Here is a 22,893-nt window from a genome sequence, read left to right as displayed (position 1 = left end):
GTGAGCCGGTGCGGAGTCTCCAGCGGGCCGTCCTGCTGCGGGCGGCGACGGCCGTGTTGGTGCTCGGCGCCGCCGTCGGCGTGCACGTCCAGGTGGGGCACGCGCTGGCCAGACGGGGGGCCGAGCGGGCGGAGCGGGAGGCGGTGGCGTGCGCGCAGGCGGCCCGGCACCCCGAGCTGTTCGAGGCGGGGTGGTTGGCCGGATGTCGCTGACGCACGGATGTTCGTCACATTCGGACAGAACGTCACTCGTCCGGCTTAATTCCTGAATACGGAGGAACCACTCTTCATCCCCCACGGTTCATCAGGGAGTGAACGAGCTTCCCGAGGGGGTTTCCCTGATGACCGCGCAGCCCGAGGGCTCCGCGCCCGCGCCGACGGCGCGTCGGCCGGTGCCGGCCTGGAGCGAGTGGCTCGGCACGGTCGTCCGGCTCGGCCTCGCGGTGGTCTGGGGGTGGGCCGGGCTGGCGAAGGTCTCCGACCCGGCGGAGGCCGCGCAGGCCGTCCGCGCCTACGAGATCCTCCCCGAAGGCCTGGTCAAGCCGATCGGCTACGGCCTGCCGTTCCTGGAGCTGGCACTGGCCGTGCTGCTGCTGGTGGGCCTCGGCGTCCGACTGGTGGCCGGGATCTCCGCCGTGCTGCTGCTGGTCTTCATCGCCGGGATCGCCTCCGCCTGGGCGCGCGGCATCTCGATCGACTGCGGCTGCTTCGGCGGCGGCGGGCACGTCGACGAGTCCCAGACGAAGTACCTCCAGGAGATCCTGCGCGACACCGGGTTCCTGCTGATGGCCGGATGGCTGCTCTGGCGGCCCCGCACCCGGCTGTCGGTGGACGGCTGGCTGGCGAGCTGACCCCACCCGCCCCCCACGACCCCGCCCCCACATCCCGCACCCCGACGAAGGCCCCCGACCGTGGACGTCAACGCAATGAGCGAGAAGAACCGAGAAGGCAAGCGCACCGCCCGCGAGCGGATGCTGGAGCAGCGGGCGGCCGAGGAGGCCACCTCCAAGCGCAGGAAGAAGCTGATCGTCGGCGGTTCCGTGCTTGCGGTGATCGCCGCCGCGGTGATCGCCGGCGTCGTGGTGCAGAACCAGCGCTCCAAGCCGGAGACGCCCACCGCCGCCCCGGCCGGGACGATCGGCGACAAGAGCCTGGTCATCCCCGTCGGCGCCGCCGACGCGCCCTCCGTCCTCACGGTCTACGAGGACCCGCGCTGCCCCGCCTGCGGCACCTTCGAGCGCGAGTTCTCGTCCACCATCGACCAGATGGAGGACGCCGGGAAGATCTACACGAACTACCACATCGTGTCGTTCATCGACCGGGCCGTGGGCGGCAAGGGCTCCAGGACCGCCGCCAACGCGCTCGGCTGCGCCCAGGACGCCGGGCACTTCCGGGACTTCCACGACGTGCTGTACCGCAACCAGCCGGACGAGACCAACGACGCCTTCGGCGACAAGAACGTGCTGCTCGGCCTCGCCAAGCAGGTCAACGGCCTGGACACGCCCGAGTTCCAGGCCTGCGTCAACGACAACAAGTTCGGCGGGTGGGTGTCCGCGGTGCAGCAGGACTTCGACAAGTCCAGCTTCAAGTCCACCCCGACGGTGCTGCTCAACGGCCAACCGATCTACCCGAAGAACGGCAGCGAGGAGATCACCCCCGCCAACCTGGCGAAGTGGGTGGACGCCGCGAACCAGGGCAAGCAGCTGGGCACGCCGGGTTCGCACGGGCAGAGCCCGGCGCCGACCAGCGCCGCCTCGGAGGCCAACAACCCGTCGCCGACGGCCGGCTGAGCCCGTTCCACCGTGCCGCCCCCTCCCCGTCCGGAGGGGGCGGCGCCGTCCGTTGTTCGGTTTCTGTGACCCCAGGGGTGTCCGAGCGGGCCGCCGGACCCTGTAGCGTCGGAACTGCCATGGATATCGCCTACATTCCCAGCCCGTCGCGGGGCGTCCTGTACCTCGGACCGATCCCGCTGCGCGCCTACGCCTTCTGCATCATCCTCGGTGTCGTCGTCGCCGTCTGGCTCGGCAGCAAGCGCTGGGTCGCCCGGGGCGGTGCCAAGCACACCGTCGGCGACATCGCCGTGTGGGCCGTGCCGTTCGGCCTGGTCGGCGGCCGCCTCTACCACGTGATCACCGACGGCGGCCGACTGTACTTCGCCGAGGGGAAGAACCCCTGGGACGCCCTCAAGATCTGGGAGGGCGGCCTCGGCATCTGGGGCGCGGTCGCGCTGGGCGCGGTCGGCGCCTGGATCGGTGCCCGCCGCCGGGGCGTGCCGCTGCCCGCGTACGCCGACGCCATCGCGCCGGGCATCGCGCTCGCGCAGGCGCTGGGCCGCTGGGGCAACTACTTCAACCAGGAGCTGTACGGCCGGTCGACCACCCTGCCGTGGGGCCTGGAGATCGACAAGACGCTGGCGAACGGCGAGGTCGTGAAGGGTGTCTACCACCCGACCTTCCTGTACGAGTCGCTGTGGTGCGTCGGTGTCGCGCTGCTGGTGATCTGGGCGGACCGCCGCTTCACGCTGGGCCACGGCCGGGCGTTCGCGCTGTACGTGGCCGCGTACACGGTGGGCCGGTTCTGGATCGAGTGGCTGCGGATCGACGACGCCCACGTCTACTTCGGCCTGCGGCTGAACGACTGGGTGTCCATCGCGGTGTTCGCGGGCGCGGTGGCGTACTTCGTGATCGTGGGCCGGACGCGGCCCGGGCGGGAGGACCCGGCGAGCATCGACCCGGCCGCGCACCTGGCGGAGGACGCCGAGCCCGCCGACAAGGGCGGGAAGGGCGCCGGGGAGAAGGCCGACGGGAAGGCCGTGGACAAGGCTGACGGGAAGCCGGTGCTGCGCGAGCCGGCCGGGCCCGTGGACGCGGAACCGGCCGCCGGGACGGCCGGCAAGGACGCCAAGAACCCGATCTGACCAGGGGTTTTCCCCCGACTGAGGCCACCCTTCGCGAACGCCGCGAAGGGTGGCCTCAGTGGTGTTCGGACAGCCTTACTTTGCTGGAAATGCCCAGGTCAGGCGGGCTACGGTCAGGGCCGAGGAACGACGACGGAGGGGAAGAACGATGAGTGCGACCGCTGTGGAGGCCGACGCCGGGCACCAGCCGCGGATACCCGCGGCCGACCACCACCGGGACGTCAACGGCGGCTGGCTGCGGCCGGCCGTGTTCGGCGCGGTGGACGGACTGGTGTCCAACTTCGCGCTGATGACCGGGGTGGTCGGCGGTGCGGCGTCCAACGGGACGGTGATCCTGACCGGACTGGCGGGCCTGGCGGCCGGCGCCTGCTCGATGGCGGCGGGGGAGTACACCTCGGTGGCCTCGCAGCGGGAGCTGGTGCAGGCCGAGATCGAGGTCGAGCGGCTGGAACTGAGTCGCAACCCGCACGGCGAGCTGGCCGAGCTGGCCCAGCTGTACGTCTCGCGCGGGGTGGACCCGGAACTGGCCCACGAGGTGGCCCGGCAGCTGTCCGCGGACCCGGAGCTGGCCCTGGAGGTGCACGCCCGCGAGGAGCTGGGCGTCGACCCGACCGACCTGCCCTCGCCGCTGGTGGCGGCCGGCTCGTCGTTCCTGTGCTTCGCGCTCGGCGCGCTGCTGCCGCTGCTGCCGTACCTGCTGGGGGCGACCGCGCTGCTGCCCGCCCTGCTGCTGGCGGGGGCCGGACTGTTCCTGTGCGGCGCGGTGGTGGCCCGGGTGACGGCCCGCAGCTGGTGGTTCAGCGGGCTGCGGCAGCTGGTGCTGGGCGGCGCGGCCGCCGGGGTGACCTACCTGCTCGGGTGGCTGATCGGCGGCCACGTGGGCTGAGCGCGGCAGTGCATGACTATGCTGACTAGTGCGTGACGTTTCACACATGAGCGCCGGGCGGCGCCTGGCAGTGTCTCATCATTCGGGCCCCCGAGCCGCGGATTCGTATCCGCGGACGGGCTCCCGGAATGGAATCCCAGGCATCCATGATCGGCTTCCGTGGCGAGCCGGTTTCGCCCCTGTTTCAGGCCGTGGACGGTTGGGCACAATCGTCGGGACGTGCACTGTGGCGCGTCCTCTCACACACCGCCTGGCCTGCGCGTCGTCCCGCCATCTGGACGGGATATTTCCGCTTCTCGGGATCACGGGCATCATGTAACTTGCACGACACCGCACCATCGCATCAGGGCCAACGTCGTCCCTACTTGCACCAACTTGCCGAAAGACGACGACGGGAGAGCCGATGCTGTCTGCATCCATGCACTCCGCCAACGAGCCCCAGGCCGGCACCGCCCGCCGGCCCTACGCGCTCGTGCCGGATGCGCGACCTGCTGCTCAGGGCCTGTACGACCCGCGGAACGAGCACGACGCCTGTGGCGTCGGTTTCGTCGCCACGCTGACCGGCATCGCCGACCACACCATCGTCGAGCAGGCGCTGAACGTCCTGCGCAACCTGGAGCACCGCGGCGCCACCGGCGCCGAGCCCGACTCCGGCGACGGTGCGGGCATCCTGACCCAGGTCCCGGACGCCTTCCTGCGCGGGAAGGTCGACTTCGAACTCCCGGCCGCCGGCGCCTACGCCGTCGGCATCGCCTTCCTGCCGGACGAGGACGCCGCCGACGCCGCCGCCGTCGCGCAGGTCGAGGCCATCGCGGCCGAGGAGGACCTGACCGTCCTCGGCTGGCGCGACGTCCCCGTCACCCCCGACCTGCTCGGCGCCACCGCACGCGGCGTGATGCCGCGCTTCCGGCAGCTCTTCCTGGCGAAGGACGGCCTGGCCGGCATCGAGCTGGACCGGATCGCCTTCGTGGTCCGCAAGCGCGCCGAGCGCGAAGCCGGGCTGTACTTCCCGTCGCTGTCCGCGCGCACCATCGTCTACAAGGGCATGCTGACCACCGGCCAGCTCGAACCCTTCTTCCCCGACCTGTCGGACCGCACCTACGCCTCCGCGATCGGCCTGGTGCACTCCCGGTTCTCCACCAACACCTTCCCGAGCTGGCCGCTCGCCCACCCGTACCGCTTCGTCGCGCACAACGGCGAGATCAACACCGTCAAGGGCAACCGCAACTGGATGCGGGCCCGGGAGTCGCAGCTCGCCACCGACCTCATCCCGGCCAACAGGAACGGGCAGGGTCTCAGCCGGATCTTCCCGATCTGCACCCCCGAGCACTCCGACTCCGCCTCCTTCGACGAGGTCCTGGAACTGCTCCACCTCGGCGGCCGCTCGCTGCCGCACGCGGTGCTGATGATGATCCCGGAGGCGTGGGAGAACCACGCCACCATGAGCCCCGACCGCCGCGCCTTCTACCAGTACCACTCCAACCTGATGGAGCCCTGGGACGGCCCGGCCTGCGTCACCTTCACCGACGGCACCCGGATCGGCGCCGTGCTCGACCGCAACGGCCTGCGCCCCGCCCGCTACTGGATCACCGAGGACGGCCTGGTCGTCCTCTCCTCCGAGGTCGGCGTGCTCGACATCGACCAGGAGAAGGTCGCCAAGAAGGGCCGCCTCCAGCCCGGCCGGATGTTCCTGGTGGACACCACCGAGGGCCGCATCGTCGAGGACGACGAGATCAAGTCCGCCCTCGCCGCCGAGCACCCCTACGAGGAGTGGGTCGAAGGCGGACAGATCCAGCTCGCCAAGCTCCCCGAGCGCGAGCACATCGCCCACACCCACGCCTCCGTCACCCGCCGCCAGCAGACCTTCGGCTACACCGAGGAGGAACTGCGCGTCATCCTCGCCCCGATGGCACGCACCGGCGCCGAGGCGCTCGGCTCGATGGGCACCGACTCGCCCATCGCCGCGCTGAGCGAGAAGCCCCGCCTGCTGTTCGACTACTTCGTGCAGCTCTTCGCACAGGTCACCAACCCGCCGCTGGACGCCATCCGCGAGGAACTCGTCACCTCGCTGCTCTCCAACCTCGGCCCCGAGGGCAACCTGCTGACCGCCGAGGCCGCGTCCTGCCGCTCGGTCGGCATCACCTTCCCGGTGATCGACAACGACGAACTGGCCAAGCTCGTCCACATCAACGCCGACGGCGACCAGCCCGGCCTCAAGGCCGTCACGCTCTCCGGCCTCTACAGGGTCGCCTCCGGCGGCGAGGGCCTCGCCTCCCGCCTCGCCGAGATCGCCGCCGAGGCCGACGCGGCGATCGCCGACGGCGCCCGGATCATCGTGCTCTCCGACCGGCACTCCGACGCCGAGCACGCCCCGATCCCCTCCCTGCTGCTCACCTCGGCCGTCCACCACCACCTGATCCGCACCAAGCAGCGCACCCAGGTGTCACTGCTCGTCGAGGCCGGCGACGTCCGCGAGGTGCACCACGTCGCCCTGCTGATCGGCTACGGCGCCGGCGCCGTCAACCCGTACCTGGCGATGGAGACCGTCGAGGACCTCGTCGCCCAGGGCGTCTTCATCCAGGGCCTCGAAGCCGAGAAGGCCATCAGGAACCTGATCAAGGCACTCGGCAAGGGCGTCCTCAAGGTCATGTCCAAGATGGGCATCTCGACCGTCGCCTCCTACCGCGGCGCCCAGGTGTTCGAGGCCATCGGCCTCGCCCAGGACCTCGTCGACGGCTACTTCGCCGGCACCACCACCAAGCTCGGCGGCATCGGCCTGGAGGAGATCGCCCGCGAGACCGCCGCCCGGCACGCCAAGGCGTACCCGGCCTCCGGCATCCCGGCCGCGCACCGCGCCCTGGAGATCGGCGGCGAGTACCAGTGGCGCCGCGAGGGCGAACCGCACCTGTTCGACCCGGACACCGTCTTCCGCCTCCAGCACGCCACCCGCAACCGCCGGTACGACATCTTCAAGCAGTACACGGACCGGGTGAACGAGCAGTCCGAGCGGCTGATGACCCTGCGCGGCCTGTTCCGACTGGACGGCCTCGACCGGGAGCCGATCCCGGTCGAGGAGGTCGAGCCCGTCTCCGAGATCGTCAAGCGCTTCTCCACCGGCGCCATGTCCTACGGCTCGATCTCGCGCGAGGCCCACGAGACCCTGGCCATCGCGATGAACCGCCTCGGCGGCAAGTCCAACACCGGCGAGGGCGGCGAGGACCCGGACCGCCTGTACGACCCGGAGCGCCGCTCCGCGATCAAGCAGGTCGCCTCCGGCCGCTTCGGCGTCACCTCCGAGTACCTGGTCAACGCCGACGACATCCAGATCAAGATGGCCCAGGGCGCCAAGCCCGGCGAGGGCGGCCAGCTGCCCGGCCACAAGGTCTACCCGTGGGTCGCCAGGACCAGGCACTCCACCCCCGGCGTCGGCCTGATCTCCCCGCCCCCGCACCACGACATCTACTCGATCGAGGACCTCGCCCAGCTGATCCACGACCTCAAGAACGCCAACCCGGCGGCCCGCATCCACGTGAAGCTGGTCTCCGAAGTCGGCGTCGGCACGGTCGCGGCGGGCGTCTCCAAGGCCCACGCCGACGTGGTCCTGGTCTCCGGACACGACGGCGGCACCGGCGCCTCGCCGCTCACCTCGCTCAAGCACGCCGGCGGCCCCTGGGAACTCGGACTCGCCGAGACCCAGCAGACCCTGCTGCTCAACGGGCTGCGCGACCGCATCGTCGTCCAGACCGACGGCCAGCTGAAGACCGGCCGCGACGTCGTGATCGCCGCGCTGCTCGGCGCCGAGGAGTTCGGCTTCGCGACCGCCCCGCTGGTCGTCTCCGGCTGCATCATGATGCGCGTCTGCCACCTGGACACCTGCCCGGTCGGCGTCGCCACCCAGAACCCGGTGCTGCGCGAACGGTTCTCCGGCAAGCCCGAGTTCGTCGTCAACTTCTTCGAGTTCATCGCCGAGGAGGTCCGGGAGATCCTGGCCTCGCTGGGCCTGCGCTCGATCGAGGAGGCCGTCGGCCACGCCGAGCACATCGACGCCCGGGCCGCGATCGACCACTGGAAGGCCGCCGGGCTCGACCTCGCCCCGCTGTTCCACGTGCCGGAGCTGCCCGAAGGGGCCGCCCGCCACCGCACCACCGCCCAGGACCACGCGCTCGACAAGGCCCTGGACAACCAGCTCGTCGAGCTCGCCCAGGACGCCCTGGAGCGCGGCGAGACCGTCCGCATCGAGCTGCCGATCCGCAACGTCAACCGCACCGTCGGCACCATGCTCGGCCACGAGGTCACCAAGCGGTACCGCGGCGAGGGCCTGCCGGAGGGGACCATCGACGTCACCTTCACCGGCTCCGCCGGGCAGTCCTTCGGCGCGTTCCTGCCGCGCGGCGTGACCCTGCGACTGGAGGGCGACGCCAACGACTACGTCGGCAAGGGCCTCTCCGGCGGCGTCGTCATCGTCCGCCCGGCCCGCGAGGCGGCCGCCATCGGCAACGACGCGCAGAACCACGTCATCGCCGGCAACACCATCGGCTACGGCGCCACCTCCGGCCGCGTCCACCTGCGCGGCAAGGCCGGCGAGCGCTTCGCCGTCCGCAACTCCGGGGCCACCCTCGTCGTCGAGGGCGTGGGCGACCACGGCCTGGAGTACATGACCGGCGGCCGGGTCGTCGTCCTCGGCGAGACCGGACGCAACCTCGCGGCGGGCATGTCCGGCGGCATCGCGTACGTCCTGGACCTGCGCCCCGCCAACGTCAACGACGGCATGGTGGGCATCGAGGCCCCCACCGCCGCCGACCGCGACTGGCTGCGCGAGACCGTGCAGCAGCACTACGAGGAGACCGGCTCCACCGTCGCCGCCGAGCTCCTGGCGGACTGGGGCAGCGGGGTCTCCCGCTTCTCCAAGATCATGCCGACCGACTACAAGGCAGTGCTCGCCGCCAAGGACGCCGCTGAGCGCGACGGCCTCTCCGAGGCCGAGACCACCGCGAAGATGATGGAGGCGGCTAATGGCTGACCCCAAGGGCTTCCTGACCACGCCCAAGCAGCTGGCGGAGCGCCGCCCGGTCGACGTCCGGATCAAGGACTGGAACGAGGTCTACGTCGAACGCAGCCTCCTGCCGATCATCACCAAGCAGGCCGGCCGCTGCATGGACTGCGGCATCCCCTTCTGCCACAACGGCTGCCCGCTCGGCAACCTCATCCCCGAGTGGAACGACCTCGCCTACCGGGACGACTTCGTCGGCGCCATCGAGCGGCTCCACGCCACCAACAACTTCCCGGAGTTCACCGGCCGCCTCTGCCCGGCCCCGTGCGAGTCCGCGTGCGTCCTCGGCATCAACCAGGACGCGGTGACCATCAAGAACGTCGAGGTCACCATCATCGACAAGGCCTGGGACCGCGGCGGGGTCACCCCGCAGGTGCCCGAGCGGCTCTCCGGCAAGACCGTCGCCGTCGTGGGCTCGGGACCGGCCGGCCTCGCCGCCGCCCAGCAGCTCACCCGCGCCGGGCACACCGTCGTGGTGTACGAGCGCGCCGACCGGATCGGCGGGCTGCTGCGCTACGGCATCCCCGAGTTCAAGATGGAGAAGCGCCACATCAACCGCCGCATCGAGCAGATGCGGGCCGAGGGCACCCGGTTCCGCACCGGCGTCCACGTCGGCGAGGACATCACCGGACAGCAGCTGCGCGAGCGCTTCGACGCCGTGGTCGTCGCGGCCGGCGCCACCACCGCTCGCGACCTGCCGGTGCCCGGACGCGAGCTCAAGGGCGTCCACCAGGCCATGGAGTACCTGCCGCTGGCCAACAAGGTGCAGGAAGGCGACTTCGTGGAGTCGCCGATCAGCGCCAAGGGCAAGCACGTCGTTGTGATCGGCGGCGGCGACACCGGCGCGGACTGCGTCGGCACCGCGCACCGGCAGGGGGCGGCCTCCGTCACCCAGCTGGAGATCATGCCCCGGCCCGGCGAGGAACGGCCCGGGCACCAGCCGTGGCCGACCATGCCGATGACCTACAAGGTCACCTCCGCCCACGAGGAGGGCGGCGAACGGGTCTACTCCGTCAACACCACCCGCTTCACCGGCTCCGCCCCCGAAGAGGGACAGGCGGTCGGCAACGTCCAGGAACTGCACCTCGTCGAGGTGCAGTTCAAGGACGGCCGGTTCGAGCCGGTGCCCGGCACCGAGCGGGCCATCCCCGCGCAGCTCGTCACCCTGGCCATGGGCTTCACCGGGACGGACGTGCGCAACGGGCTGGTCGAGCAGCTGGGAGCGGACCTCGACGCGCGCGGTAACATTGCCCGTGATGGCCGGTTCGCCACCAATGTCGATGGCGTGTACGTCTGCGGAGACGCCGGCCGTGGCCAGTCGCTGATCGTCTGGGCCATCGCGGAAGGCCGTTCGGCCGCAGCCGCGGTGGACAGGTACCTGGGCGGCAAGACCCCGCTTCCCGCCCCGATCCGGCCCACCGACCGCCCCCTGGTGGTCTGACGGCGGACGGTCTCCGACCGGCCCCCACCGAACCCCCGGCGCCGCATCGCCGGGAGCTCAACCCGCTGCCCCCGCCAGCGTCGCCGGGCCAACGCGGTCTCCTGGCGCCTGCCCTCTTCCCCGACCAGTTGGAGGGCGGGCGCCGTCGCGTTTCCCGGGGCCAGGACCCCGCAACCGCGACAACCCACCGGACACCCGGGGCACGTCTCCCGGAACCCGGCCGGAGCCGACCGCAACCCCCACGGTTCGCAAGGCAGCGGACTGTTGTTCGTCGGTGCCAGGTGGCAGACTGCGGCCGACGGCCGGGGGGCTGGGCGAGTGCGGAGGACGACTTCGATGGGCACGACTCAGGCAGGCGGGGGCGCCACCGTACGGCGTCTGCAGCTCGGCACCCAGCTGCGCAAGCTCCGCGAGGCCAGAGGCGTCAGCAGGGAGGAAGCCGGATACTCGATCCGGGCCTCCGAATCCAAGATCAGCCGGATGGAACTCGGCCGGGTCGGCTTCAAGGAACGGGACGTCGCCGACCTGCTGACCCTCTACGGAGTCGAGGCCGAACAGGAACGCGCCACCGTCCTCGGCCTGCTGCGCGACGCCAACGCCAGCTCCTGGTGGAACGAGTACGGCGACGTGCTGCCCGGCTGGTTCCAGAACTACCTGGGCCTGGAGGAGGCCGCGGCCGAGATCCGCAGCTACGAGGTCCAGTTCGTCCACGGGCTGCTCCAGACCGCCGACTACGCCCGCGCCGTGGTCACCGCCGGCTGCCACGCCAACGGGCCGGAGGAGATCGAGCGCCGCGTCGACGTACGGCTCCAGCGGCAGGCGGTCCTGACCGGCGAGCGGGCACCGCACCTGGTCGCCGTCCTGGACGAGGCCGCGCTGCGCCGACCCTGGGGCGGACCGGAGCTGATGCGCGGCCAGCTGGACCGGCTGCTGGAGGCCGGCGAACTGCCCAACGTCCGGATCCAGGTGCTGCCGCTGGGCAACGCCGGACTGAGCGCGGAGAGCGGCGCCTTCACCGTCCTGGGCTTCTCCGAGGCCGAGTTGGCGGACGTGGTGTACCTGGAACAGTTCACCACCGCGCTCTACCTCGACAAGCCCGCCGAGGTGGCCGAGTACCGCAAGGCGATGGACGACCTGCTCGCCGACAGCCTGAGCCCGGAGCGGACCCGCGACCTGCTGCACGCGGTGCGCCAAGAGCTCTGATCCGTCAGTACGATGATTTCCCATCAGGTCGGTGTATGAGAGGGAACAGATGTCGTACTTCTCCGAGTTGGCGCTGCAGTACATCGATGGCGAGTGGCGCAGCGGCAGCGGCTCCTGGGACATCGTCGACGTCGATCCCTACACCGGTGACAAGCTCGCCACCATCACCGTCGCCACCGTCGCCGAGGTCGACCAGGCCTACCGCGCCGCCGAGCGCGCCCAGAAGGGGTGGGCCGCCGCCAACCCGTACCAGCGGCGGCTGGTCTTCGAGCGCGCGCTGCGGCTGCTGGAGGAGCGCGAGCCGGAGATCGTCCAGGCGATCATGCTCGAACTCGGCGGCACCGCGCTGAAGGCGGGCTTCGAGCTGTCGCTGGTCAAGGACGTGCTGCGGGAGTGCCTGCACCTGTCGGTGGCCGCCGAGGGCCGGCTGCTGGCCTCGCCCGCCCACGGCCGGGAGAACCGGCTCTACCGGCTGCCGGTCGGCGTCGTCGGCGTGATCAGCCCGTTCAACTTCCCGTTGTTCCTGGCGCTCAAGGCCGTCGCCCCGGCGCTCGCGCTCGGCAACGGCGTCGTCCTCAAGCCGCACCAGGAGACCCCGGTGGTCGGCGGCGGGCTGATCGCCAAGCTCTTCGAGGACGCGGGGCTGCCGCCCGGCCTGCTGAACGTGGTGGTCACCGACATCGCCGAGATCGGCGACAGCTTCCTGGAGCACCCGGTGCCCAAGGTGATCTCCTTCACCGGCTCCGACAAGGTCGGCCGGCACGTCGCCACCGTCGCCGCCGCGCACTTCAAGCGGACGGTCCTGGAGCTCGGCGGCAACAGCGCGCTGATCGTGCTGGACGACGCCGACGTGGACCACGCCGTGGACGCCGCCGTGTTCAGCCGCTTCGTCCACCAGGGGCAGGTCTGCATGGCCGCCAACCGGGTGCTGGTGGACCGGAGCGTCGAGGCCGAGTTCACCGAGAAGTTCGTCGCCAAGGTCGCCTCGCTCACCGTCGGCGACCCCAAGGACCCGGCCACCCACATCGGCCCGCTGATCAACCCCGTCCAGGCCGACAACCTCCTCGCCCAGGTCGACCAGGCGGTCGCGGCCGGCGCCACCGCGCTGCTGCGCGGCGGCACGGTCGGCAGCCTGATGTCGCCGACGGTGCTCACCGGCCTGGCGCAGGACGCGCCGATCCTGCGCAACGAACTCTTCGGCCCGGTCGTGCTGCTGGTGCCCTTCGACGGCGAGGACGAGGCCGTGCGGCTCGCCAACGACACCCCGTTCGGGCTCAGCGGCGCGGTGCACACCGCGAACGTCGAGCGCGGCGTGCGGCTCGCCCAGCGGATCGAGACCGGCATGATCCACGTCAACGGCGGCACCATCGCCGACGAGCCGGGCGTGCCCTTCGGCGGCGAGAAGAACTCCGGCGTCGGCCGCCTCAACGGCGAGTCCACGGTGGACGCTTTCACCACCGTGAAGTGGATCTCCGTCCAGCACGAGCGCGCGGTCTTCCCGTTCTGACCACGGGCCGCCGAACGGTGAGGGCCTCCTGGCGGCAGCCGCCAGGAGGCCCTTGCCGCTTGACCGTTCAGACCTGGTAGCGGAGCAGGCCGTCGGTGGCGAGATCGAAGCCGAAGGGGGCCGGGATCGGGACCGGGTCGCCGAACTTGCCGTTCCACTGCCGGTGGTAGCCGCTGCCGGATGGCTCGGAGTGGAGCGTCAGATCGCCCTCGCGCGGATCGATCACCAGGTAGAGCGGGATGGCCATGAGCGGGTAGTCGCGGACCTTGCCGACCAGGTCGTTCTCCGGGTTCGACGGGGAGACGATCTCCACGGCGATGGCCGCCTGTTCGGCGGGGACCTGGTTGCCGCCCTCCTCGAGCGCCGAGAGGGGGATGTAGGTCAGGTCGGGGTTGCGCAGCTTGCCGACGTTCGGGGAGGCGAGGTCGGTGTTCTCGCTGGGCATCGTGTCGGTGGGGCGGTGGGCGTCGAACTGCTCGCGTACGAGCAGCAGGTTGCGTTGGTGGATCACCGACGGCCCGGCCGTCATGATGATCTCGTCGCCGGAGATCTCGATCTTCCAACCGTTTGGAGGCGTGAGGCTCTGCGCGTAGGCCAGCAGCCGCGCGTGGCGCTCCGGGATCCGGGACTCGCTCATGGCGCCATTCTTCCACTGAACGGGCCGGAAGGCCGTCGCCTGCGGGGCGACGGCCTTCCGGTGGGTCGTGCGGGTCAGAAGACCGGCTGGCCGGCGCGGACCAGGCGCCAGGAGTCGGTGAAGAAGTCCGCGGGGTCGATGGTGCCCTTGGCCTTCACCCAGGCGATCATGGTGTTGCGGATCTCGTCGGAGTTCGACCAGACCATCTTGGCCTTGGCGACGTGCGGGAAGTTGCCGCCGCCGTTGGCACGGTAGTTGTTGACGGCGAGGACGAACTCGGCGGCCGGGTCGATCGGCTTGCCCTGGAAGGACAGGTTGACGATCCGCTGGCCCTTCGGCTGGGCGATGTCGATGTCGTAGCTCAGGCCGTAGAGCGAGTCGTAGTTGTAGTCCGGGGTGGCTTCGGCGCCGGTCAGCTTGTCCTTGTCGACCGGGGCGCCCGGGGCGAGCTGGTTGTAGTACTTGACCGAGTACTCGAGGTAGTCCTTGAGCTGGGCGCCCGTCATGATGCGGGCCTCCAGGGTGTTCTCGTAGATGTAGAGGCCCGCGGCGTCGCGCAGCTTGACCTGACCGGACGGGATCAGGGCGGTGCGGTTGAACGGGGCGGCCTGGGCGAGCACCGGGAGGTTGGCGTACTGTCCGCCCGCCAGCGCGGCCTTGACGGCGTCGGCCTGGACCCGGCCGATCAGGTCGATGATCGGGGTGGCCTTGAAGGGCGCCTCGGCGATCGAGAGCGCGATCTTGCTGGTGCCGATGTTCTGGTTGACGTACGCGACGACCTTCTTGTGCTGCTCGGCGATCGCGTTGGTGATCTCCGGGTTCTCCGGCACCGTGTTGGAGTTCAGCAGCCGGGAGGAGACCGAGGTGACCTTCCAGACACCGGCCGCGAACTCGACCTCGAAGTCGAAGCAGGTCAGCCGCTGGCCGTAGCAGAGCGGCTCGGAGAGCACGACCGTCCGGCCGGTCTTCTTGTTGACGACCAGGCGCTGCGCGATCTCCTTGTGGGCGTGGCCCACCAGCACCGCGTCGATGTCGGGGACGGTCTCCGCCAGGGCCACCGAGACGTTCTCGGCCCAGGGCAGCTGGTCGCCCCAGGTGGTCGCCTCGTCGCAGCCGGAGTGCGCGGAGACCACGATGACGTCCGCGCCCGCGGCCTTCATCTTCGGCACCCAGGTGGCGGCGGTCTCGACGATGCCCGGGAAGACCAGCTTGCCGCTGACGTTGGCCTTGTCCCAGATCGCGATGCCCGGGTTGGTGAGGCCGAGGATGCCGACCCGCACCGGACGGCCGCCGCCCAGGCGCAGCTCCTTGATCACGTACGGCTTGAAGGCCGGCTTCTCGTTCTTGGCGTTCAGCGCGTTGGCGCCCAGCAGCGGGAACTCCAGCTGGTCCTGGTAGGCCTTCAGGAGCGGGATGCCGTAGTTGAACTCGTGGTTGCCGAGTGCGGCGGCGTCGTACTCCATGAGGTTCATGGCGACGGCCATCGGGTGGTCCGGCACGGTGTTCGCCTCGGTGTCGATCGACTCGATCCGGGCGTAGTAGTAGGACAGCTGGGTGCCCTGGATGGTGTCACCGGAGTCGATCAGGAGGCAGCGGTCCCAGCCCTTCTCCTCGCGCACCTGGTTGGCCAGGGTGGAGATCTTGGCGAGGCCGACCGCGTTGTGGCCCTTGTCGGTGTACTCGGCGTCGGTGAAGTAGTCCCAGTTGAGCACCCGGCCGTGCAGGTCGGTGGTGCCCATCACGGTGAAGGCCTGCTTGTGCGGCTGGGGCCGGCCCTTGGCGGCCGCCGTGTCCGGCTGGGCGGCCGCGGCGGAGGGGGCGGCGGCCAGGGTGGCACCGCCGGCCAGGGCGGCGCCGGCGGCGGTGGCGGCGGACCGGGTGACGAAGTCACGGCGGTTCAGGGGCATGGACGACTCTCCCGAGTGGGACCGACGGCGGATGGACCGTCAACTGGCATTCGTTGGCAGGTGTGCGTGTACGCGTCGACGCGCGTAGAAGGACGCGCGTAGAAGTGTGCCGTGCAGGTCGGGGCGCTGGATAGCCCCCAGACCTGTCCAGGAGGTGAGATCTTAACGACTCGTTCGTGACGGGACGGGGGAGGTACCGGGTGGTAGGGCGGAGGGCGGACTTCCGGAGACCGACCCCGGGACGGGGGCGAATGTCGGGCTCCCGAGGGGCGGCCCCGGGACGGACGGGCGGGAGGCCGCCGCCCGTCCCGGGGCGGACGGCCGGTCAGGACAGTTCGGCCGTGAGCCGGTCGACCTCGTGGCCCAGCTGGACCGCCGGATCCGGATCACCCGGCCCCGCCCAGGGCTGCCAGGTCCGCGCCCGCAGGTAGCCGGCCACCGCCACCGGCAGCCGGTGCCGGACGATCCGCTCCGCCACCGGCCCCGGACCGGCCGCGCGCAGTGCCGCCAGCAGGCCGTCCACCCCGGCCGAGGGCGGCAGCGGCACCGTGTCCAGGTAGGCGGCCAGCGCCACCAGCTCCGGATCGGGCACGGGGGCCGGCTCGGGCTCCGGCTTGGGTTTGGGCGCCGGAGGCCGCGGCTCCTCGCGCCCCGGCACCCGCGCGCCGGGCAGCTCGGGGTCACCGGGATCCGGCCCCGGGCCCTGGCGGGGCCCCGGGCCGGGCGTCAGCAGCGCGCCCACCCCGTACAGCCCCGCCACGACCCCCGGCCACCAGACCCCGCCCAGCCCCGCGAAGTGCAGCCCCAGGCCGACCGCGCCACCCGCGCAGCCGACCAGGTTCCTGGCCGACTCCAGGTAGCGCAGCACCCGGGGGCCGAACCCGTCACTGGTAGCCACGGATCTCCTCGAACACCCCGTCCAGCGAACCCGTCCCGTCGAACAGCTTGCCGCCGCTCAGGTCCGCGATCCCCTGGAGCTGGCCCACCGCCGCCTCCCCGAACTTGATCGGGAACACCGGGATCGACCTCTCCCCGGCCGGCAGCGCGTCGTGGAAGCGCTTGAAGTCGCCGTCCGTCGCACCGGCGTTGCTCTCCCCGTCGGTCATCAGCACGATCGAGGTGAACCGGTCGTCACCGGCCGCCGCCTGCTGACGTTCGATCACCCGGTACGCCTCCTCCAGCGAGGAGTACACCGCCGTCCCGCCCGCGGCCGCCAGCGACTGCACGTCCGCCTGGATCGACGCCAACTCCGCCTGCGGGCCCGGCTGGCTCCCGGTGGCCGGCACCACGTGGGTCTTGGTCCACTTCACCTCGGAGGCGAAGGAGAGCAGCGTGATCTCCTCGCGGTCCCGGAAGCGGCGCACCCCGCGGGTGTCGTCCGCCCCGGTCAGCCGGCCCAGCGCGGTCTTCAGCGCCGCGATCCGCGAGCCCTCCATCGAGCCCGAGGTGTCCAGCACGTACACCGTCCGGGACGGGCGGCGCAGCTCGTTCTGGTACGCGGCCAGCAGGCCGTCCGCGACCGCCCTGGTGCCCGGGAACGGCAGCTCCTTGCGGCGGTCCGCGGGCAGCCCGGCCGCCGGGGTCACGCCCGCCGTCACCGGGCGGCGCAGCGTCGCCTCGGAGATGCGTTTCTGCACGTCCTCCTTGAGCAGGTACGCCGTCAGCCGCTGGAAGGAGTCGCGCTGCTCCGGCGCGGCCGAGGACATCAGCCCGAGCGGGTAGTCCGCCGACACCACGCCGTCCAGCGGCCGCACCACGGTCAGCTGCTGCTGCGGCGGCAGCGTCCGGTTCAGCGACAGCAGCACCGACTCGTAGTTCACCAGCGCGCCCACCGTGCCCGACTCGGCCCGGGTGTACGCCTGCGCCAGCCAGCCGGAGGAACCGGAGGTCAGCTTCTGGCCCTTGAAGAACTGCTTCAGCTGCGGCGAGGCCTTCTGCACGTCCGCGTCGGTCAGCGCCGCGCCCGCGCCGGAGAAGGCCGAGGCCACCGCGACGAGCGTGGAGAAGCCCGAGTTGGAACGGGACGGGTCGGCCATCCCGTACGCCAGCTTGCCGGCCGCGGCCGCGTCCCCGACCTGCGCCCAGGTGACCTTCGAGCCGTCGCCCCAGCCGAGTTCGCCGAGCGTCGAGGAACGCACCCCGATCGCCACCGGCGAGACCATCACCGGGATCTCGGAGACCACCTTGGACCGGCCGGCCGGATCGAGCCGCAGGTACTGGTCGGACGGGAACCACACGGCGTCGTACTTGCCGTCGGCCCGGCCCGAGGCGACGGTGTCCGCGCCGTCCAGGGTGCCCGTCCAGGAGAACTGCACGGTCACCCCGGTGGCCTTGCGGGCCTCCTCCAGGACCGGTGCCAGGTCCTGGAGTTCACTGCCCGCCAGGACGCGCAGCACCCCGGGGCGGGCCGTCTCGGCGGGCGGGCCGCTCGGGTCGGGGCCCGGCCCGGAACCGGAGCCGCCGGAGGTGCAGGCGGTCGCCGCGACGAGCACGGCGGCCAGCGCGGCCACGAGCCGGCCGCGCCGCTTCTTCGGGATGGTCACTTGGTCCCCTTCGCCGCGGCGGTCAGCTTGATCAGGTTGTCCAGCGAGGGCAGGGTCGCCTGCTTGATCCTGGCGGCGTTCAGATCGGGGGCGAAGGTCGGTTTCCTGTCCCGCATCAGGTTCGCGAAGGCCTCCGGCTTGGCCTGCGGCCGCAGGCCGAACCTGGCCTCCAGGCCGCGCAGCACCTCGTCGTTCTGGAGGACTTCGGCGAGCCTGCGGCCGTCGTCGGTGTGGGCCACGACGGTGTGGTCCGAGTAGACCGTGGTGTCCGGGTACAGCACGACCATGTCGCCGGTGGGCTTGCCCTGCAGCGACAGGGCGGCGGCCTGCGACTCGTACGCGAAGATCAGCGGGCTGCCGATCCCCGCGCCGAAGTCCCGGAACGGCTCGTCGCTGCTGCTCTTCTGGATGCCCTGCAGCGCGTTCGCGGTGTGCAGGACGTCCTTGACGGCGGCGACGCCGGCGTCGTCCGACACCACCTGGTGGTTGTTCGCGATGTACGAGAGCAGCGCGAGGTACATCGCCCCGGAGGACGAGCTCTCCGGGTCGGTGGTGGTCACGAAGAGCTGGCCGGACAGCTCCGGGTGCTCGCGGGCGCCCGCCAGGTCCTCCCATCTGCGGTTGCTCCGCAGCGCGTTGACGTACTCGTCCATCCGGAACGTCCAGACGCCGGTGGAGTCCTTGTCGGCCAGCTTGTTCTGCTTCAGGACGTCGGCCACCGGCCCGTGGGCCACGATCACCAGCGGCGAGTAGAACGGAACCGGCGGGGAGTCCTTCAACTTCCAGATGCGCTGGATCTCCTGGGCCGGTGCCGCGCTCGCCGGGAAGGCGAAGTCGAGCCCCGGGGTCTTGTCCGCCTGGTCGCTCATCGTCCAGGAGCCGGTCGAGTCCGCCCGGACCACCAGGCCCTGCTTCGCCAACTCGGCCTTGACCTCGTCGTTCTCGAAGAAGGCGCGCTTCTCCGAGCCGATCAGGCCGGTGACGGTGACCGTCTTGGTGTCCTTCTTCGGGTCGTCGTCGGGGATCAGCGCGAAGGCGACCCCGCCCAGCAGCGCCAGGGCCGCAACCACCCCCAGTGCGCGTCGCATACCGAACGCCTCCCCCTCGTCCGCTACTTCGTCCGGGTGGTGACCCGGGGCGCCCGGGTAGCCACCCGGGGGTGACGAGCGTCCCGCCGGGCGGGGAGCGGGGGCGGAAGCGGCGGTGAACCAGGGGTGAACACCCCTTCACGGAATCGCATCGACGGGGGCGCGCAGGGCGTGCGGAGGGCGCGCGGCGAAGGGCGTTCGCACTGCGGTCCGAGGATGTGTCAGATTGTTCAACTCGCCTTACAGAAACGGTCATCCCGCAGTCCGGACCCGCGTCGCGGTTACGCACCGGTAATGCCTAGTCTCAGCACTATGCGCCGAGCAAAAATCGTCTGCACCCTCGGGCCCGCCACCGACTCGTACGACCAGATCAAGTCCCTGGTCGACGCCGGGATGGACATCGCCCGACTGAACCTCAGCCACGGCTCGCACGCCGAGCACGAGGAACGCTACCGCCGCGTCCGCAAGGCCGCCGACGAGACCGGCCGCAGCGTCGGCATCCTCGTCGACCTTCAAGGCCCGAAGATCCGGCTCGACACCTTCGCCCACGGACCCGTACTCCTCGAACGCGGCGACGAGTTCACCATCTCCACCGACAAGGGCGTCGTGGGGGACAAGGACCGCTGCGGAACCACCTACTCCGGGCTCGCCGCCGACGTCAGCCGCGGCGAGCGCATCCTGGTCGACGACGGCCGGGTCGCCCTGGAGGTCGTCGCCGTCGACGGTCCGCACGTGCGGTGCCTCGTCATCGAGGGCGGGCTGGTCTCCGACCACAAGGGCCTCAACCTCCCCGGCGTCGCCGTCTCCGTCCCCGCGCTCAGCGACAAGGACGTCGCCGACCTGCGGTGGGCACTGCGGACCGGGGCCGACCTCGTCGCGCTCTCCTTCGTCCGCAGCGGGCGGGACGTCGAGGACGTCCACCGGATCATGGCGGAGGAGGGGCGCCGCGTCCCGGTCATCGCCAAGATCGAGAAGCCGCAGGCGGTGGAGAACCTGGAATCCGTCGTCGACGCCTTCGACGGGATCATGGTGGCCCGCGGCGACCTGGGCGTGGAGATGCCCCTCGAACAGGTCCCGCTGGTCCAGAAGCGCGCCATCAAGCTCGCCCGCCGCAACGCCAAGCCGGTCATCGTCGCGACCCAGATGCTCGACTCGATGATCAACACCTCCCGGCCCACCCGCGCGGAGGCCTCCGACGTCGCCAACGCCGTGCTGGACGGCACCGACGCCGTGATGCTCTCCGGGGAGACCGCCGTCGGCAAGTACCCGGTCGAGACGGTCAAGACCATGGCCCGGATCGTCGAGGCCGCCGAGAACGACATCCTCGCGGCCGGGCTGCCGCCCCTGACCACCGGCAGCAAGCCGCGGACCCAGGGCGGCGCCGTCGCCCGCGCGGCCGCCGAGATCGGCGACTTCCTGCACGCCAAGTACCTCATCGCCTTCACCCAGTCCGGCGACACCGCGCGCAGGCTCACCCGCTACCGCTCGCCCATCCCGGTGCTCGCCTTCACCTACGAGCCCGCCGTCCGCTCCCAACTCGCCCTCACCTGGGGCGTGGAGACCTTCCTCGGCCCGTTCGCCCCGACGACGGACCAGATGGTCGAACAGGTCGACGCGGCCCTGCTCTCGCTCGGCCGCTGCCAGAAGGGCGACATCGTCGTCATCACCGCCGGCTCACCCCCCGGCCTGGCCGGCTCCACCAACCTCGTCCGCGTCCACCACGTGGGGACGTTGGACGCCTGAGCGGGATTCTCTCGGTCTTCCGCGGGCGGCATCCCTCGTGTGAGGGATGCCGCCCGCGTGCTGGTTCGGGAGAGAATCGGCGAGATGAGCGATCACAGCCACACGTTCTGGCGCGAGCTTCGCGAAGAGGTCCTCAACCGCCCCGGCGCCGGATCGGCCTATGAGGCCGCCAAGGCTCGCTTCGAGTGCGAGGAGCAGCAGCGGGCGGAGAAGTCCGAGGACACCTGAACCGTCAGTACTTGGGCCCGATGTGGGCGTCCATGAGGGCGACGGAGTCCTTGCGGGCGATGGAAACGTTCGTGGCGCCAGTGAGGCGTGAAGCGGCCTTCCAGTGGACGCCGACGGCGTCGAGGGTGGCGGTGAAGAGGCCGATGATGTCGGCCGAGGTGTTGGTGAAGAAGTAACGCGGGTACTCGTAGCGCTTCGTGACACCGCGCACGGTGCGGGTCGTCCAGTTGGTGATGCGGCAGCCGTCGGAGTGGATCAGGCCACGCAGGAACTCCCAGGGGTGGGCATCGACGATCTCCTGCTGCCACGGTGTGAGGACGATCGGCCGCAGGTGCTTCGGGCCGGGGCCGTGCTGGGGGAAGAGGCAGGGCCAGTGCTTGCTGGTGCTGATGACGCTGGTACAGCCGGGCGCCTGGACCCGGTTGACCTTGTTGTGCGGCATGACGGCGGCGACGGCCCGCTCGCACTCGAGGATGAGGCCCGGCCAGGTGTCGCAGCATGCGATACGGAGGGCGTGGACATGGCGGCGGCCCTCGCTGATGCAGCCGTCGCCCAGGTAGAGGCCGAGCAGGTAGGAGTACAGGGGGCGTGGCCTTGAGGGATCGAGCCGACCGCTGCGGACCGGGCATTCGGCGGTCATGCGTGGACCGGGCACTGCGCCGGATGCCCACTGACGGATCGAGAAGCGGGAGATCCCGGTCGCACGACTCACCTGGCTGAATGTCAGCCCGGAGGCGTGCAGATCGAGTGCTCGCTGGCGTGCGGCCATGTCGTACATACGGCCGAGCGTGTGCGAATCGCACCGGTGGATCTGGTGAATGCGGCGATTTTCATCCGGATTGATGAAGATCGCCAACGGTTAGGCTGACCTAAGTGGCTTGCGAATCGAAGGATAAGTGCCCCGAGTGGGATTCGAACCCACGCTGTATGGTGTTTGAGACCATCGCCTCTCCCGCTGGGCTACCGGGGCGCCCATGGATTCGAAGGTTGAACTTCGGACCCGCTGGTCTCAAACATACCGTGTCTGGGTACCCTCGTGCATGCAGTACCCCGCCGGAACTAGGAGCCCCGTGAGCACCGCCGACGAGCAGGCGCAGCCGCTTGAGACCGATATGCCCCAGATCACGCGGATTGTGATCGCCGAGGACGAGGCGCTGATCCGTCTCGACCTCAAGGAGATGCTCGAGGAGGAGGGGTACACCGTCGTCGGTGAGGCCGGCGACGGGGAGACGGCGGTGCGGCTCGTGGAGGAGCTGAAGCCGGACCTGGCGATCTTCGACGTGAAGATGCCGATCCTCGACGGGCTCTCGGCGGCCGAGCAGATCCACGAGAAGCACTTGGCGCCGGTGCTGATGCTGACGGCGTTCTCGCAGCGGGAGCTGGTGGACCGGGCGCGGGACGCCGGGGCGATGGCGTACATCGTCAAGCCGTTCTCGAAGTCGGACCTGGTGCCGGCGATCGAGATGGCGGTGTCCCGGTACGCGGAGATGCGGGCGCTGGAGAAGGAGATCGGGGATCTCAGCCAGCGGCTGGAGACGCGGAAGCTGGTGGACCGGGCGAAGGGTGTGCTGCAGACCAAGTTCGGGCTGAACGAGCCGGCGGCCTTCCGATGGATCCAGAAGACGTCGATGGACCGTCGGATGACGATGGCGGCGGTGGCCGAGGCGGTCATCGAGGAGGGCGAGGCCCAGGACCGCAAGAAGGCGGAAGAGGGCCAGTCCGAGTAACGCGCGTACGAAGGCCC

General features: G+C 70.8%; 18 protein-coding genes and 1 tRNA gene. 12 read left to right on the top strand and 7 right to left on the bottom strand.

Annotated elements, in window-relative coordinates; all coding sequences use genetic code 11:
• Positions 1–8: 8 nt before the first annotated feature.
• The 9 genes from ACGF13_RS05545 to ACGF13_RS05505 all read left to right on the top strand — a co-directional run bounded on the left by ACGF13_RS05545 (position 9) and on the right by ACGF13_RS05505 (position 13,003).
• Entirely contained in the window at positions 9–212 is a 204-nt protein-coding gene (locus ACGF13_RS05545; protein ID WP_392869230.1) for a hypothetical protein, read from the top strand.
• Between the two features lie 128 nt (positions 213–340).
• Positions 341–850, top strand: coding sequence for a MauE/DoxX family redox-associated membrane protein (locus ACGF13_RS05540; RefSeq protein WP_392869228.1), 510 nt, complete (start codon positions 341–343; stop codon positions 848–850).
• Positions 851–925: 75 nt separating this feature from the next.
• Positions 926–1,789, top strand: a complete 864-nt coding sequence (locus ACGF13_RS05535; RefSeq protein ID WP_392869226.1) for a DsbA family protein — start codon at positions 926–928, stop codon at positions 1,787–1,789.
• Between the two features lie 119 nt (positions 1,790–1,908).
• Positions 1,909–2,916, top strand: coding sequence for a prolipoprotein diacylglyceryl transferase (lgt, locus tag ACGF13_RS05530; RefSeq protein ID WP_392869225.1), 1,008 nt, complete (start codon positions 1,909–1,911; stop codon positions 2,914–2,916).
• A gap of 148 nt (positions 2,917–3,064) precedes the next feature.
• Positions 3,065–3,802, top strand: a complete 738-nt coding sequence (locus tag ACGF13_RS05525; protein ID WP_392869223.1) for a VIT1/CCC1 transporter family protein — start codon at positions 3,065–3,067, stop codon at positions 3,800–3,802.
• A 418-nt stretch (positions 3,803–4,220) separates the two neighbouring features.
• Positions 4,221–8,822, top strand: coding sequence for a glutamate synthase large subunit (gene gltB / locus ACGF13_RS05520; protein ID WP_392870055.1), 4,602 nt, complete (start codon positions 4,221–4,223; stop codon positions 8,820–8,822).
• Positions 8,815–10,293, top strand: a complete 1,479-nt coding sequence (locus ACGF13_RS05515; protein ID WP_392869221.1) for a glutamate synthase subunit beta — start codon at positions 8,815–8,817, stop codon at positions 10,291–10,293. The genes gltB and ACGF13_RS05515 overlap by 8 nt, the downstream gene beginning before the upstream one ends.
• A gap of 336 nt (positions 10,294–10,629) precedes the next feature.
• Positions 10,630–11,496, top strand: coding sequence for a helix-turn-helix domain-containing protein (locus tag ACGF13_RS05510; protein WP_392869219.1), 867 nt, complete (start codon positions 10,630–10,632; stop codon positions 11,494–11,496).
• Positions 11,497–11,545: 49 nt separating this feature from the next.
• The gene (locus ACGF13_RS05505; protein WP_392869218.1) at positions 11,546–13,003 is read left to right on the top strand and encodes an aldehyde dehydrogenase family protein; all 1,458 of its coding nucleotides are present in this window, start codon (positions 11,546–11,548) and stop codon (positions 13,001–13,003) included.
• A gap of 67 nt (positions 13,004–13,070) precedes the next feature.
• Here ACGF13_RS05505 and ACGF13_RS05500 read toward each other — a convergent pair whose 3' ends face one another.
• The 5 genes from ACGF13_RS05500 to ACGF13_RS05480 all read right to left on the bottom strand — a co-directional run bounded on the left by ACGF13_RS05500 (position 13,071) and on the right by ACGF13_RS05480 (position 19,178).
• Positions 13,071–13,640, bottom strand: coding sequence for a Uma2 family endonuclease (locus ACGF13_RS05500; protein ID WP_392869216.1), 570 nt, complete (start codon positions 13,638–13,640; stop codon positions 13,071–13,073).
• Between the two features lie 74 nt (positions 13,641–13,714).
• Positions 13,715–15,547 carry a bifunctional metallophosphatase/5'-nucleotidase gene (locus ACGF13_RS05495; protein ID WP_392869214.1) on the bottom strand — a complete coding sequence of 611 codons (1,833 nt, stop codon included), beginning with the start codon at positions 15,545–15,547 and terminating at the stop codon, positions 13,715–13,717.
• A 325-nt stretch (positions 15,548–15,872) separates the two neighbouring features.
• The gene (locus tag ACGF13_RS05490) at positions 15,873–16,445 is read right to left on the bottom strand and encodes a hypothetical protein (protein WP_392869212.1); all 573 of its coding nucleotides are present in this window, start codon (positions 16,443–16,445) and stop codon (positions 15,873–15,875) included.
• Positions 16,432–18,090, bottom strand: a complete 1,659-nt coding sequence (locus tag ACGF13_RS05485) for an extracellular solute-binding protein (protein ID WP_392869210.1) — start codon at positions 18,088–18,090, stop codon at positions 16,432–16,434. Before ACGF13_RS05485 ends, ACGF13_RS05490 begins: the two co-directional genes overlap by 14 nt.
• Positions 18,087–19,178, bottom strand: coding sequence for a hypothetical protein (locus ACGF13_RS05480; protein WP_392869208.1), 1,092 nt, complete (start codon positions 19,176–19,178; stop codon positions 18,087–18,089). The genes ACGF13_RS05485 and ACGF13_RS05480 overlap by 4 nt, the downstream gene beginning before the upstream one ends.
• Positions 19,179–19,490: 312 nt before the next feature.
• On the opposite strand from ACGF13_RS05480, the gene pyk reads away from it, so the two are divergent.
• Positions 19,491–20,921 (top strand): pyruvate kinase, encoded by a 1,431-nt coding sequence (gene pyk, locus ACGF13_RS05475; RefSeq protein ID WP_392869206.1) that lies wholly within the window; start codon positions 19,491–19,493, stop codon positions 20,919–20,921.
• Positions 20,922–21,005: 84 nt separating this feature from the next.
• Positions 21,006–21,149 (top strand): hypothetical protein, encoded by a 144-nt coding sequence (locus ACGF13_RS05470; RefSeq protein ID WP_392869204.1) that lies wholly within the window; start codon positions 21,006–21,008, stop codon positions 21,147–21,149.
• 4 nt (positions 21,150–21,153) lie between these two features.
• Here the strand turns inward: ACGF13_RS05470 and ACGF13_RS05465 are convergent, their stop codons facing one another.
• Both ACGF13_RS05465 and ACGF13_RS05460 read right to left on the bottom strand, forming a co-directional pair.
• On the bottom strand, positions 21,154–21,927 hold the full coding sequence (locus tag ACGF13_RS05465; RefSeq protein WP_392870052.1) for a transcriptional regulator: 774 nt from the start codon (positions 21,925–21,927) through the stop codon (positions 21,154–21,156).
• A gap of 119 nt (positions 21,928–22,046) precedes the next feature.
• A tRNA-Leu gene (locus ACGF13_RS05460) sits at positions 22,047–22,119 on the bottom strand.
• Between the two features lie 142 nt (positions 22,120–22,261).
• On the opposite strand from ACGF13_RS05460, the gene ACGF13_RS05455 reads away from it, so the two are divergent.
• Positions 22,262–22,876, top strand: coding sequence for an ANTAR domain-containing response regulator (locus ACGF13_RS05455; protein ID WP_392870050.1), 615 nt, complete (start codon positions 22,262–22,264; stop codon positions 22,874–22,876).
• The last annotated feature ends 17 nt before the right edge of the window (positions 22,877–22,893 follow it).

This window comes from Kitasatospora sp. NPDC048286 (assembly GCF_043201735.1).
In the GTDB taxonomy this organism is placed as follows: Bacteria; Actinomycetota; Actinomycetes; order Streptomycetales; family Streptomycetaceae; genus Kitasatospora.
This window is presented reverse-complemented; position numbering and strand designations above follow the sequence as displayed.